The sequence below is a fragment of the Pseudohalocynthiibacter sp. F2068 genome, assembly GCF_023015645.1.
Lineage (GTDB): Bacteria > Pseudomonadota > Alphaproteobacteria > Rhodobacterales > Rhodobacteraceae > Pseudohalocynthiibacter > Pseudohalocynthiibacter aestuariivivens.
Genome location: NZ_JALKAK010000001.1, coordinates 356,238 through 369,127 on the forward strand (window position 1 = coordinate 356,238; position 12,890 = coordinate 369,127).

A 12,890-nucleotide genomic window follows, 5' to 3' on the forward strand; every position below is an offset into this window, starting at 1 on the left:
AAATTCCTATTTCGCCGTATGATTGATCACTAATGGTTAATCACCCGTTATTGGTGTATTTTATTTACACACTCTACCTATGGTTGTCTATACTTTTGCACAGCTGTCGCCTTGAGCGCCTCTTCGCCATGCGAGAGAGATGCTTTTTCCCAGGCCTCATATTCTTCCGAAGAGAGGCCATACCGCTTTTTCGCTTCGGTGACGGTCATCAAACCGGACATCACCCCCTTCACCACGGCGGCTTTCCGGCTTGCGACCCACCTTCTCGTGTTTTCCGGCGGCAGGTCTGCGCGTGAGAAAATGGTTCCGTCGGGCAGTGTGACAGCGCGTGGCCCGTCGACTTTTTTAAGAAACATATTGAACCCCTCAGTCAGTAAGGGCTGCAGATTGAGCAATCAGGCTTAAAGAGAAATGAAGCAGCCCCTTGTTAGTCGTTCGCATTTTCATATATTCCGCTGCATAATCAGGAGCGCGTCATGCCACTCGACAACAAGAGCCAAGCATTGAATTCACTGGGGTTTGCAAAAACGCCCAGCGAAACACGTGTTGTTGTTGCAATGTCTGGCGGTGTCGACAGTTCTGTTGTGGCAGCACAGCTCGCGGAAGAAGGCTATGATGTTGTCGGGATTACGCTTCAGCTTTACGACCACGGCGCAGCGCTTGCCAAAAAAGGCGCGTGCTGTGCGGGCCGCGATATTCACGACGCAAGGCGTGTGGCAGAAGAGATGGGGTTTCCGCATTATGTGCTCGACTATGAAAATGTATTTCGCGATGCGGTGATTGATGAGTTCGCAGAAAGCTACCTTGGTGGCGCAACACCGGTGCCTTGCATTCGTTGTAATGAACGCGTGAAATTCAAAGATCTGCTGGAAACCGCCAAAGACCTTGAAGCTGATTGCATGGCCACCGGCCACTACATTCAGCGCATGGTCGGGGACACCGGGCCAGAGCTTCATTCTGCGGTGGACGCTGGCCGTGACCAAAGCTATTTTCTGTTCTCCACGACGGCTGAACAATTGTCTTATCTACGCTTCCCGCTTGGGCATCTTTCGTCCAAGGCGGAAACCCGTGCGCTCGCATCTAAATACGGGCTGAGCGTTGCTGACAAACCAGACAGTCAGGATATTTGCTTTGTGCCTGATGGCAACTACGCTGCAGTTATTGAAAAGCTGAGACCAGAGGCGGCAAGCCCCGGCGATATTGTCGATATGGACGGAAATGTTCTGGGCGGGCACAACGGGGTCATCCATTATACGATCGGGCAACGTCGTGGCCTTGGCATCGGAGGGCTTGAAGACCCGCTTTATGTCATCAAACTTGACGCCGATAGCCACCAAGTTGTGGTTGGACCAAAAGAAGCGCTTTCAACCCGCATCATTCCGGTCCGTGAAATCAACTGGCTTGGCGACACCCCATTCGAAAGCAAGCCTGAATGGCATGTTGCTGTAAAAGTTCGATCAACCCGCCCACCACGCGACGCCATTATTCGGCCAATCTCTGCAACCGAAGCCGAAGTTGAACTTCTGGTGCCCGAAGAAGGTGTTTCGCCCGGACAAGCCTGCGTATTTTACGACACAGACAGCAGCCGCATTTTTGGCGGCGGCTGGATCTGGCGCGGTTGTTAGGCAGTGGGTCGGCTGCGAAGGCCATCAAGAACGGCTTTTGCAGCGCGCAGTCCCGGTGGTTCCGAGCCCTGCCCCAAGCGTTTCATCGTGAGCGCCATTGCCGCCTTTTGACTTTGGGGATTTTCAAGAACAGATAAGATACCTTTGGCAATATCCGCCGGTATGCATTCTGCGCCAATGAACTCCGGAATGTGGCGGGTTTCCGAGACAATATTAACCAGCGTGACCGTATCGATCATCAGCATTCTGTTCACAATCTGCCGGGTGATCCAGTTCATGTCATAGGCTATTACCATCGGCGTTTGTGACGCTGCAAGTTCCAGAGACACTGTTCCGGACGCGGCAAGCGCGATATCAGCGGCCCTGAAAGCCGCGCGCTTTTCATGTGCAGCCAATTCTTTGCTCTGATCACGAGGGTCCAGCAAAATTGGTTCGCCTGGCCAGCTACTGATCTGTTGCTTGACCAAAGCCACGACAGACCCGGCAGCAGGGACCACAATGCGAATGTCGGGGCGCGCTTTGAGAACGTTCTGTATCGCCTGACCGAACGGCTCCATTAAACGAGAAACCTCTCCCTGCCGCGAACCCGGCAAAGCAAGCAGCACGGTTTCATCCGCGCCAATCCCATATTTTTCACGAAACGCTTCTACGTCGGACGCATCGGCTTGCGGTTCGGCGACAACCGGATGCCCGACAAAATCGCACCGCATACCGTCAACTTCCATAAGCGGTTTTTCAAAAGGGAAAAGCGCAAGCACGTGATCAATTGTTCTTGCCATTTTTACCGCCCGCCCCGGCCGCCACGCCCAGACAGTCGGCGCAACGTAGTGAACTGTGCGAATGTCCCCTCCGGCCTTCACCAGTTTTGCCACCCTAAGACAAAAATCCGGACTATCGATTGTGATCAGCGCGTCGGGCGGGTCTGCCAGTACCGCATCCGCAGTTTGCCTGATCCGGCGTTTAAGTTGGAAATATCTCGGGGCGACTTCGGCAATTCCCATCACGCTTAGCTCTGCCATGGGAAACAGGCTGTCCAGACCTTCTGCCTGCATAAGCGGGCCACCAACTCCATGAAACTGCACCTCGGGAACAAGCATCTTCAATCCGGCCATAAGCGCCGCACCAAGCCTGTCGCCCGACGGCTCTCCTGCGACCAGAAAGAACCGCATCAGGCCGTTTCCGTTGTATTGTCGCGCACCCAAATGAACAAACCCGCTGCATTGGCTTTTTCAATGGCGACATCGGCTTCCATTATCATGACGCCGCCCGCCTCGAGGACCAACCCTCCCAAGCCCGCAGCTGAAACCGCGTCAATTGTTACCGGTCCAACTATCGGCAGATCAACACGCCTGTCCTGATCAGGCTTCGGCGCCTTAAAAAACACACCTGCCCCTTTTGAACGGTCGGGGCGTGCTAAAAACGGGGCGTTGGCCAACTGTGCCAGCATCCAGTCCGTTCCGGGGAGCGTCTCGCAAGCCAGAACCAGACCTTGCTGCACGACACAGCCCTGCCCAACATCGGCTGCCCCAAGTGCCGCCGTTACTTCTGCGGCGCGGGCTGCATCTGCTGTGTCTTTTTCATCAGGAACAACATTTGTGAGCACGCCGGTCGCAGGCAAAAGATCCGGCGAGACTTCATGCGCAGCTCTGATCGTAAAACCAGCATCTTCAAAGAGGCTCAGGACGACTCTCAAAATCGTGTCATCTCCACCCTGCATTGCAGCCAAGAACTTTGGCGCCAGCTTTAGTGTTTCCGGATCAAACGCTGTTGGATCGATTCTGGGTCGGTGTATTGCGCCAGCAAAAACGACCTCCTGAACTTTTTTGTCCTTCAGGGTAGCAAAGAAGCGCGCAAGTTGCTCGACACGGAACCGAATGACAGGCGCGCCGCAGGGGTTCTCAATTTCAAACCCTTCGATTTCGCAAAGGATATAATCCTTCCCGGCGAGCGTCAGTTTTTCAGATAAAGCGCCGGGCAAGCGACCAGTGCCCGCAATAATAGCCAGCATTTCTGCCCCCTAGCCTGGTGTCAGAAAAGAACGACCACTGTTGCCCAGAACAAACTTTACGATGTCCTGAACGTATTCACTATCGCTTTCATTCCCAAGGCGCTGCGCACGGTCCTGAAATGCGCCATCTCCCTGCGCGAGCATCTGGTAAGCAGCCCGCAATGCGGTGATATCTGCCCTGCTTACCCCTTTACGTTTCAAACCAACAAGGTTCAGCCCATCTAGTGCACCACGAGGACCCTGAACAAGACCATATGGGATGACGTCATTTGTTACCATGGTCACAGCGCCGATGATGGCACCCTTGCCGATCCTGACAAACTGATGAATTCCGGATAATCCTCCGATAATGACATCATCCTCGATGATGCAATGGCCGGCTAGTGCTGCCTGATTGGCCATGACGACCCGGTTTCCCACGATCGCGTCATGTCCGACATGTGCGCCTGTCATGAATAGGCAATCGTCGCCAACACGCGTAATACCCCCCCCGCCTTTGGTTCCGGTATTGAGCGTGGCCCCTTCACGGATACGGTTGCGCTTGCCCACGACGAGACGTGTTTCTTCACCGTCAAACTTTAGATCCTGAGGAACCTCTCCAACACAGGCAAAAGGGAAAATTTCTGTTTCATCACCAATTTCTGTTAAGCCGGTAAGCACGGCGTGGCTTTTAACGTGCACACGCGCCTTCAGGGTGACATTCGCACCGATCACGGAAAATGGCCCGACAACACAGCCCTCGCCAACGACTGCGCCGTCGTCGACAATTGCGCTGGAGTGAACCTCAGCGCTGGGATGTATTGCCATGTTTATTCCTCCAGCAAGTGAATCATTGCGGCAAATTCTGCGGTTGCGGCGACTTCATCACCGACTTTTGCAACGCCATTGAATTTCCAGATTTTAGTTCCAGCACGCTTAACCGTCACGTGAAGTTCCAGAACGTCCCCCGGAACGACCTTACGCCGAAATTTACAGGCGTCGACTGACATGAAATAGACCAACAAATCCTTGTCGATCAGATCAAGCGTGATTCCCACCAAAACCGCCGAGGTCTGCGCCATCGCCTCGATAATCATCACACCGGGCATAATTGGTGCACCCGGGAAATGCCCCTGAAAATGCGGCTCATTAAATGTGATGTTTTTGACACCGACTGCCGACTGACTGACTTCGATATCACGTACTTTGTCGATCAGCAAAAATGGATAACGATGCGGAATAATTCGCTGAATAATATCAAGATCAGCTTCTTTTAACTGCTCGGTCATTTATGAGGCCCCTTTCTTTGCGGGTAGATTATCGCCCATATCCTGACTAACAAGTCGGGCAGTTTCAGACAAGACAGAGCTATTCCTCAGGATTACTCTGCAAAGATGTTCCATCTCCGATTTCTGCATCGACGCGTTCGATTGCATCGTTTGTAATGTCTATACTTTCCGCAGCCAGAAATACCGCGCGCCGATCCAGAATCGCGACCGCACCCTTTTCACTGGTGATTTGGGCGAGTACGGGGATAACAGTACTGTAGAAGGTCTGACGCTCTTCGTCGCGACGGCGCGTCAAGGATCTCAATTTATCATCTTGTGCCCTGCGAATGCCCTGCACCTTCACGTCAAATTCATCTGCAAGCAGACGAAATTCGTCCGCAGGCATTGTCGCACGACGTTCGGTCAGATCTTTTTCTTCAGCAGTCAGATCCCGGTCAATTGTTTGGTTCTCTGCTGCAAGTTCTGCTCCGTCGCGTTCAAACTCTGACTGAACGCGACCGCCATACCGCGATTCCAAATACAATCGTTCCGCGTCGATGGTCAGGAGAGCGCTTGAACTTCCACCGCTCTCTTGTGCGTTCGCCAATCCTGAACAAAGGAATAAAGCTATGGCACATGAAAAAATTGCGCGGACTAACACCATATTAGAAAGACGTTGAAACCGTCAGGTCAAAGCTTCGCTCTTCGTCATATGTTTCGCTTTTAAGCGCATTTGAAAAGTTGAAGCGAAGCGGCCCAAGTACTGTGTCCCAAAAGACTGAGAAGCCTACAACTGCGCGCAAATTGGCACTGTCATCTACAGGACCCAACGTTCCGGCGGTGTTATCCAACCCCCAGAGGCTGCCGACATCAAAGAAAACGCCACCGGTGATGCCGTATTCTTCGGGAATACCAAGCGGGAACTCCGCCTCAAAGCGTGCAACCGCGAAAAAATTACCTCCGAGTGCGTCTTGGTTCGTGGCGGTCAGATCGCGTGGGCCAACGCCATTCGCATCAAATCCGCGCATCCTGCGACTGGACAGAAAAAACCTGTCCGTAATTCGACTGTTTCCTGAGATCATGTTCAGCGCACCGCCTTCAAGCGTCGCGCGCAATGTGACTTCTTCTCGCAGAACATCTGCCTCAGCCCCCAGCAGCGCTGTAGTCTGGATATATTTTGCATCGCCGCCCAATCCGGCAAAGTTTTGTCCAAACTGGAAAATAATACCCGCATTGGGGTTTAGCCCTGTGCGCCTTGTGTCGTAGCTGTAGGAATAGCCTACAAAACTTGTAACTTCTGTACCCGCTTCTGCTAGCAGGATGGCAGAGGATGCAGCAGGATCCAACCCGAACAGCTCTTCGCTTGAAATACCATATCGAAGGGTTACACGACCGTTTTCGCTGACCGGAAAATTGAGCGACGGACTAAAGGAAATCGTTTTGGTATTGTATCGAGCATTTTCATTGTCAGTTGTTGAGTAACCAAGATTGAGACCAAATCTAAGGTCGCGCCCTAAAAGTGCTGGCTCAACAAAACCAATGTTGGCTTGGGCGCTGTCAGACGCCGTATTCACGTTGAAACTAAGTCTCTGCCCGCGCCCCAGAAAGTTTCGTTCCGAGAAACCAACCGCTACCGCGACACCAATATCACTCGAAAAGCTGGCTCCGAATGAAAGTGTTCCCGTTGGGGCTTCTTCCACATTTACATCAACGATGACCTGATCTTCAGAGGTCCCTTCACGTGCTTCAACTTCTGAGTTCTTGAAAAAACCAAGCGCGCGGATTCGAGAGGCCGATTCACGGATTTCCCGCGGGTTGAACGGATCACCCTCAACAATCCTGAACTGATTTCGAATAACCCTGTCCAAGGTCGTTGAATTGCCCTCAATATCGATCCGTTCCACAAAAATGCGCGGACCGCGCGAAAGATTAAACTCGACGTCAAGCGTCAGTTCACGATCATTGCGCGTTATCCGGGGTTCAACGCGAACGAAGTTCAGGCTGTTTCGCAGTGCCAGTCTCTCAAGACGTGCAATTGTGTTTTCAACAAGCGTCGGCGAATAGGTAACACCAGGGCGAATGCGAATTGCCTCAAAATACTCATCAGGATCGACCTCTTCCAGATCCGACGTCACGGTGATTTCGCCGAATTCAAAAGGCTGACCCTCGCGAACCGTGAAGGTCACGAAGAAAGCGTCACGACCACGGGCCAGTTCTGAGTTCACAGATAATGTTTCAAAATCGATATATCCACGAGACAGGTAAAAATCGCGCAAGACCTGCTTATCAAACTCGATCCGGTCAGCGATAAAAGTATCGCTTTTTACCAGCCCACGCAGCAAGCCTGCTTGTTTCGTTTCCAGAACCCGGCGCAAACGCCGGTCAGAATAGGCGCGGTTCCCCACGAAGCTGAGCCTGTCAATTTCGATAACCCGGCTTTCAGAAACCTCAAAAATCAGATCAACACGATTGTCGTCGCGGCGAATGATTCTAGGATCTACTGTTGTTGCGTAGCGCCCTAGCTGCCCATAAGCGGCGGTGATCGAGTCTGCGTCCAGTTCTGCGATAGTGGGGCTGTAAACACGACGAGGCTGCGACTGGATGATCGGCAGAAGATTTTCGTCTTTCAAGCGGCGGTTACCCTCGATACTGATTTGGTTGATCGTTGGGTATTCTCTGACGGTAATAACCAGACTACTGCCTTGCGGCGTTAAATCCACCGTTTCAAACAAGCCTGACCCCAGAATCCGCTGATAAGCGGCATTCAATTCGCCTTCTGAAACGCTTTCGCCCCGTTCGATTCCGGCATATGTGCGGATTGTAGCAGCTTCAATGCGCTGGTTTCCAATGACTTCAATCGTCGAAAAACGCTGTTGTGCCTGAGCTGACAACGGCGCCATCACTGAGGCCACTGAAAAGACACAAAACAAAACAAGCAAAGCGGCTCGTGTTAGAAGAAACACTCTTAAAACTGCAGTGCCGCGATCAACCAAAAAAGTCGTCATAAAACCCAACCCGAATAGACATCCCAAGTAGGTTCTGACTAACCCTTCTACCCCCCCTTGTCAAAAGGCATAAGCGCGCTTTTCGCCAGTTTGGCGAATGCGCGCAAATAACAAGTCTTGGCTTAAAAGGTTATGTTTTACAGAGAACCGATAAAAGCGCCTGCCATAAGCGCCCCGACAATGGTTGCTATGTATAAAATTCTATCCCAATTAAGGTCTACTAACAGGGACAGACCGCGGTATCCGCTTTGAATCGATTCCATCGCTTGATCCTCGTCAAACTTTCTGCTCTCTCAGTTACCTAGCAACTAAATATGGCATCATTTTGACAGGCGGCTCTTCGCGTTCAATTCATTGACAAAAAACGTCATTTGAAATTGCGAATACCATGAGGGTTAGCAGCAAACTCAATCCGATCGCCATCAGGATACGCAACGCTTTTTCGTTCGGCGGTTTACCTGTAACGGCTTCGTACGCATAGAAAACAAGATGGCCCCCATCCAAAACCGGAATTGGAAACAGGTTTAACATTCCAATTGCCGTCGAAAGCACCGCAACAAACCAGACGAAGCTTTGTAGTCCCTGGCTTGCCATTGCGCCGGACGCCTGTGCGATTCCGATCGGACCTGAAATGTTGCACGAACTTATGGCGCCAATCGCCATATGATAAAGCCCCGAAAGGCTGGAACGAACGATGTAGTAGGTTTGTGTGACGCCACCCCATAGCGATGTGAAAACCCCGGCACGTTCGGTCTGGGGTTCAAAAAGCAATCCACCGGTTATTCCAATCAGCCAACGCGTTTCAAAACCGCCATCAGCCAAGGGTAAGTCGCGCCTGCGTGGGGTTAAAGTCAGATCAAACACATCCCCTTCCCGCCATATGTTCAATACGAGCGGCTTGCCGTCCGAAGCCCCGACAATTTCCTTTAGCTCCTCAAATGTCGCAATGCGCGCGCTATCGACCGATAGAATAACATCCCCGACTTCAAGACCTGCATCCATTGCTGCGGATTGCGGCTGAAGGGTCACAACAGCAGGCGGGTATGGATATGGCGCAATCACCGTTACCCTCTCTCCATCTCGCAGAACTTCGTATTCAAGCTCTGGCTCGTTGGGCAACGCTTCGACCAACGTGTCAAATTCTTCGAGAGGCGGTGTTTCAATTCCCGCGATCGACAAAATCTGGTCGCCAACCTTCAGGGCTTCTGTCTGCACCGGATGCGCCCGAAGCTGCCCGATTGTCAGCGGTTCAATCGCTACACCCTGATAAGCAAAAACAGACGCAAATATAAGAAAAGACAATATAAAATTAAAAACCGGACCTGCTGCAACCGTTGCGGACCGTGCCCAGAGCGGCGCGCCGTGCATCGTATGTCTGCGCTCTTCGTCAGACATAGCCTCTATAGCGTCACCATCCTTGCCGGACGCGGCACCAGAATCACCCAAAAACTTGACATACCCGCCAAAAGGCAAAGCCGCGATCTGCCAGCGGGTGCCGTCTTTGTCGTGCCGGGACCAAAGAACAGGTCCAAACCCCAGCGAAAAAACTTCTGCATGAATCCCGCACCAACGGCCAACGATGTAATGACCATATTCGTGAATCGCGACGATGACTGACAGAGCGACAACAAATGCAATAACCGTAAAAACAAAGCCACCAAATGATGGCAAAAGCCCAATAATATCCACGTATCTACCTTCTATGCCTGCAGTCTGCGAATGGCTTCACTGGCCCGCTTACGTGCGAGATGGTCCACTTGGCGCACGTTATCAAGTGAAATCTCGGCTTTTATAAGGCTTTGGTCGGAACAAAGCTGTGATAAAACGTCTTCCACAATCGTAGCCATTTGCAAAAACCCGAGTGCGCCTGCGATGAAACCGTCAAGTGCTTCTTCCTTCGCGGCAGTAAAAATTGCGCCAGACAATCCGCCAATTTTCATGACTTCACTGGCGAGTCTCAGCGCGGGATAACGCACTGGTTCAGGTTCTTTGAACCGCAACATACCAATTTGTGCAAGATCAAGCCGCTCAACCGGCAGATGGGCCCGCTCAGGCCAATGGAGCGCGTAACCAATAGCGTGGCGCATGTCTGCGGGCCCGACATGAGCCATGATTGCGCCGTCACAAAATCCGACCAAGGCGTGAATAAGTGATTCCGGATGTATAATTACTTCAATTTTTTCAGGATCAAACCCAAAATATTCTTTAGTTTCTATTACTTCCATAGCTTTATTAAACATCGTCGCACTGTCAATGGTGATCCGCTGACCCATCGCCCAATTTGGGTGGGTCGATGCCTGTTCCAGCGTGGCACCCGCAAGCTGCTCTACCGGCCAATCTCTGAAAGCACCGCCTGAAGCAGTTATTATAACACGCTCAACGTTTGAAATTTCTTCCCCGACAAGCGCCTGAAACACAGCAGAATGCTCGCTGTCCACCGGCAGAACCGTTGCGCCATGTTTCTTTGCTTCGCTCATTAACAACGGCCCGGCTGTGACCAGGCTTTCCTTGTTTGCAAGCGCCAGTGTTGCCCCCTGTTTCAGGGCTTGTAGCCCGGGCGGCAAACCCGCCGCTCCAACAATAGCAGACATTACCCAATCAGCCGGTCGGTCTGCGGCCTCTACAATTGCGGCTTCTCCCGCGGCAACATCCACGCCACTGCCGTAAAGTGCATCACGAAGATCACCCAGCAGTTCGGTATAGGCTGTGACTGCAATATCGGCGTTAAGGGCACGCGCGTCTTGCGCAAGTTGAGCGATATTGCGGCCACCCGTTAAGGCGACCACGTTATAGCGTTCCGGTGCACGCCGTATCAGGTCTATCGTGTTTTGCCCGATTGAGCCTGTCGCGCCAAGAATGGATACTTTTCTCATGAATCACTGTATCGCAGGTGTAAGTTCGATAAAAAGACGCAGAACAATCAGACACAGCGATGCGCCGATCATTCCATCAAACCGGTCAAACACACCACCATGACCTGGAATAATTGCCGAGCTGTCTTTGACACCGGTTCTTCGTTTCAAAGCGCTTTGCGCGATATCACCAATTTGCGAGCTAAAAGACAGCAAGATGCTCATGATGATAATGCCGGACCACATATTTGTGTAGAAAACAAAGACCGCGCTTACCAAAGCAGCGGCAACCCATCCTGCCACTGCGCCTGACCATGTTTTCTTTGGGCTATATCTGGGCCAAAATTTCGGACCACCGATGATACGGCCTGCGAAATACCCCGCGACGTCCGTTGCAACGACCAAAAGAACAAGCCACAACATCCAAATAGCACCAAGGTCTTCTCTAAGTGCAATAAACCCGTATCCAGCAAACAAAATCGAGGCGCAGTAGATTACAAAGCGCACATTATCCTTTTTTAGCAAACTTACCCCAACGAGACATGCCGCCAACAAGACAGGTAATGCATAGAAAACAGGTGCCATCGCAGCAAGGACTGTCGATACAAAACCAAGCATTCCGGTTTGGAATAGCGCCGCACCTGCGTTTGGTGCAATCATACGCGCCAATTCCCAAAGCATCAGCCCACAAGCGACAGCTATAAGCGCGATGAACCACCAGCCGCCTGCCCAAACAGCCGAAAAGCCGACCACTGCCATCACCACACCAGAGGCAACCCGCGGTGCAAGATCGCTCCACTTCCCACTCATCCGGGAACGGCCCCGAACCGCCGTTGGCGGCCCCCATAGCTTATCAGGACTTTCGCAAAAACGTCCGGTGTGAAATCGGGCCAGAGCGTATCAATAAACTCGTACTCGGAATATGCAGATTGCCAGAGAAGGAAGTTCGATATACGGGCTTCGCCGCTGGTTCGTATTACAAGATCAGGATCAGGTAAAACATAAGTATCCAAATACTTTGGAAGCGTTTCTTCATTTACTTCTTCGGGCTTCAACCGGCCTGACGCCACATCATAAGCAAGACGTTTTGTGGCGCGCGCGACCTCGTCACGACCACCATAGTTCAACGCAATCGTCAGATGCACCCTGTCGTTGTCAGATGTCAGAAGTTCCAGTTCGTCCATCATCGCCGTCAGTTTTGCGTCAAGCCGCACCCTGTCACCAATAAAGCGCACGCGAACACCACGTTTCAACAGCGCCTGCGCTTCTTTTGTTATGTAGCGCCGGAACAGCGACATAAGTCCCGAGACCTCGGACTGCGTTCTTTTCCAGTTTTCCGTCGAGAAGGCAAAAATCGTAAGATATTTCACGCCGAGATCGGGACAGGATTCCACGATTTCACGAACACGTCTTGCCCCGGCCTGATGACCAAAAAGCCTGGGGCGGCCCCGTTTGGACGCCCATCGTCCGTTTCCGTCCATGATTATCGCAACATGGCGCGGACGATTTTCTTCGCTTTCATTTGTGGCCACCGAGCGCCCCCTTTTAGTGAAAATCGCAAGTTCAGACCTGCATGATTTCCTCTTGTTTCAGTTCGAGAGCGTTGTCCACATTGACGATGGCCGCGTCGGTCAGTGACTGCACCTCATCAGACCAGATTTTGTTGTCATCTTCGCTCATGCCTGCCGCTTTAGCTTTTTTAAGCTGATCCATGCCGTCACGGCGAACATTGCGAACAGAAATGCGCGCCTGTTCAGCGTATTGCGCCGCAACTTTGGTCAATTCGCGGCGCCGTTCTTCGTTAAGTTCTGGGATCGGCAGCATGATGATCGTCCCGTTGAGCTGTGGATTAATGCCCAGACCGCTTTCGCGAATGGCTTTTTCCACCGCACCCACCATGGACTTGTCCCAAACGTTGATCGTCACCATACGCGATTCAGGCACGTTAACCGTTCCAACCTGATTGATGGGTGTTCTCTGCCCGTAAGCTTCTACCATAATCGGCTCCAGCATTGAGGCCGATGCCCGCCCTGTCCGAAGCGACGCAAACTCTGTTTTCAAAGATGCCAACGCACCGTTCATACGGCGTTCAAGGTCATCCAGGTCAATCTCAAGATCTTCATCCGACATGTTTTACTCTTCTTTATTCCAAG

General features: G+C 52.0%; 13 protein-coding genes. 1 reads left to right on the top strand and 12 read right to left on the bottom strand.

The genetic code is table 11. The features are described 5' to 3' along the window. Window positions 1–77 precede the first annotated feature (77 nt). Entirely contained in the window at window positions 78–356 is a 279-nt protein-coding gene (locus tag MWU63_RS01760; RefSeq protein ID WP_213887878.1) for a DUF1153 domain-containing protein, read from the bottom strand. Between the two features lie 120 nt (window positions 357–476). On the opposite strand from MWU63_RS01760, the gene mnmA reads away from it, so the two are divergent. Beyond that, window positions 477–1,625 (top strand): tRNA 2-thiouridine(34) synthase MnmA, encoded by a 1,149-nt coding sequence (mnmA, locus tag MWU63_RS01765; protein WP_247076783.1) that lies wholly within the window; start codon window positions 477–479, stop codon window positions 1,623–1,625. Here the strand turns inward: mnmA and lpxB are convergent. From lpxB to frr, 11 genes are all read right to left on the bottom strand, one after another. After that, window positions 1,622–2,794 (bottom strand): lipid-A-disaccharide synthase, encoded by a 1,173-nt coding sequence (gene lpxB / locus MWU63_RS01770; protein WP_247076785.1) that lies wholly within the window; start codon window positions 2,792–2,794, stop codon window positions 1,622–1,624. The two genes, mnmA and lpxB, sit on opposite strands and share 4 nt — an antisense overlap. Then, window positions 2,794–3,633: a UDP-2,3-diacylglucosamine diphosphatase LpxI gene (gene lpxI / locus MWU63_RS01775; RefSeq protein WP_213887875.1), complete on the bottom strand. Its 840-nt coding sequence runs from the start codon at window positions 3,631–3,633 to the stop codon at window positions 2,794–2,796. Before lpxI ends, lpxB begins: the two co-directional genes overlap by 1 nt. Window positions 3,634–3,642: 9 nt before the next feature. Then, window positions 3,643–4,440: an acyl-ACP--UDP-N-acetylglucosamine O-acyltransferase gene (gene lpxA, locus MWU63_RS01780; RefSeq protein ID WP_213887874.1), complete on the bottom strand. Its 798-nt coding sequence runs from the start codon at window positions 4,438–4,440 to the stop codon at window positions 3,643–3,645. Window positions 4,441–4,442: 2 nt separating this feature from the next. Then, window positions 4,443–4,901 (bottom strand): 3-hydroxyacyl-ACP dehydratase FabZ, encoded by a 459-nt coding sequence (gene fabZ / locus MWU63_RS01785; RefSeq protein WP_213887873.1) that lies wholly within the window; start codon window positions 4,899–4,901, stop codon window positions 4,443–4,445. 79 nt (window positions 4,902–4,980) lie between these two features. Beyond that, on the bottom strand, window positions 4,981–5,544 hold the full coding sequence (locus MWU63_RS01790; protein ID WP_213887872.1) for an OmpH family outer membrane protein: 564 nt from the start codon (window positions 5,542–5,544) through the stop codon (window positions 4,981–4,983). A 1-nt stretch (window position 5,545) separates the two neighbouring features. Then, window positions 5,546–7,780, bottom strand: coding sequence for an outer membrane protein assembly factor BamA (bamA, locus tag MWU63_RS01795; RefSeq protein WP_246531628.1), 2,235 nt, complete (start codon window positions 7,778–7,780; stop codon window positions 5,546–5,548). Window positions 7,781–8,236: 456 nt separating this feature from the next. After that, window positions 8,237–9,574 (bottom strand): RIP metalloprotease RseP, encoded by a 1,338-nt coding sequence (gene rseP, locus MWU63_RS01800; RefSeq protein WP_213887870.1) that lies wholly within the window; start codon window positions 9,572–9,574, stop codon window positions 8,237–8,239. Window positions 9,575–9,585: 11 nt separating this feature from the next. Then, window positions 9,586–10,758, bottom strand: coding sequence for a 1-deoxy-D-xylulose-5-phosphate reductoisomerase (dxr, locus tag MWU63_RS01805; protein ID WP_213887869.1), 1,173 nt, complete (start codon window positions 10,756–10,758; stop codon window positions 9,586–9,588). Window positions 10,759–10,761: 3 nt separating this feature from the next. Next, the gene (locus MWU63_RS01810) at window positions 10,762–11,547 is read right to left on the bottom strand and encodes a phosphatidate cytidylyltransferase (RefSeq protein ID WP_247076787.1); all 786 of its coding nucleotides are present in this window, start codon (window positions 11,545–11,547) and stop codon (window positions 10,762–10,764) included. Beyond that, complete coding sequence (locus MWU63_RS01815) at window positions 11,544–12,269, bottom strand: isoprenyl transferase (protein WP_213887867.1); 726 nt, start codon at window positions 12,267–12,269, stop codon at window positions 11,544–11,546. Before MWU63_RS01815 ends, MWU63_RS01810 begins: the two co-directional genes overlap by 4 nt. A 31-nt stretch (window positions 12,270–12,300) precedes the next feature. Continuing rightward, window positions 12,301–12,867 (bottom strand): ribosome recycling factor, encoded by a 567-nt coding sequence (gene frr / locus MWU63_RS01820; RefSeq protein ID WP_213887866.1) that lies wholly within the window; start codon window positions 12,865–12,867, stop codon window positions 12,301–12,303. Between the last annotated feature and the right edge of the window lie 23 nt (window positions 12,868–12,890).

Excerpts from the sequence above, each read along its gene's own strand:
- lpxB (WP_247076785.1), bottom strand. The coding sequence starts at position 2,794 with ATGCGGTTCTTTCTGGTCGCAGGAGAGCCGTCGGGCGACAGGCTTGGT.
- fabZ (WP_213887873.1), bottom strand. The coding sequence starts at position 4,901 with ATGACCGAGCAGTTAAAAGAAGCTGATCTTGATATTATTCAGCGAATT.
- MWU63_RS01790 (WP_213887872.1), bottom strand. The coding sequence starts at position 5,544 with ATGGTGTTAGTCCGCGCAATTTTTTCATGTGCCATAGCTTTATTCCTT.
- MWU63_RS01810 (WP_247076787.1), bottom strand. The coding sequence starts at position 11,547 with ATGAGTGGGAAGTGGAGCGATCTTGCACCGCGGGTTGCCTCTGGTGTG.
- bamA (WP_246531628.1), bottom strand. The coding sequence starts at position 7,780 with ATGGCGCCGTTGTCAGCTCAGGCACAACAGCGTTTTTCGACGATTGAA.
- MWU63_RS01760 (WP_213887878.1), bottom strand. The coding sequence starts at position 356 with ATGTTTCTTAAAAAAGTCGACGGGCCACGCGCTGTCACACTGCCCGAC.
- mnmA (WP_247076783.1), top strand. The coding sequence starts at position 477 with ATGCCACTCGACAACAAGAGCCAAGCATTGAATTCACTGGGGTTTGCA.
- frr (WP_213887866.1), bottom strand. The coding sequence starts at position 12,867 with ATGTCGGATGAAGATCTTGAGATTGACCTGGATGACCTTGAACGCCGT.
- lpxA (WP_213887874.1), bottom strand. The coding sequence starts at position 4,440 with ATGGCAATACATCCCAGCGCTGAGGTTCACTCCAGCGCAATTGTCGAC.
- dxr (WP_213887869.1), bottom strand. The coding sequence starts at position 10,758 with ATGAGAAAAGTATCCATTCTTGGCGCGACAGGCTCAATCGGGCAAAAC.
- lpxI (WP_213887875.1), bottom strand. The coding sequence starts at position 3,633 with ATGCTGGCTATTATTGCGGGCACTGGTCGCTTGCCCGGCGCTTTATCT.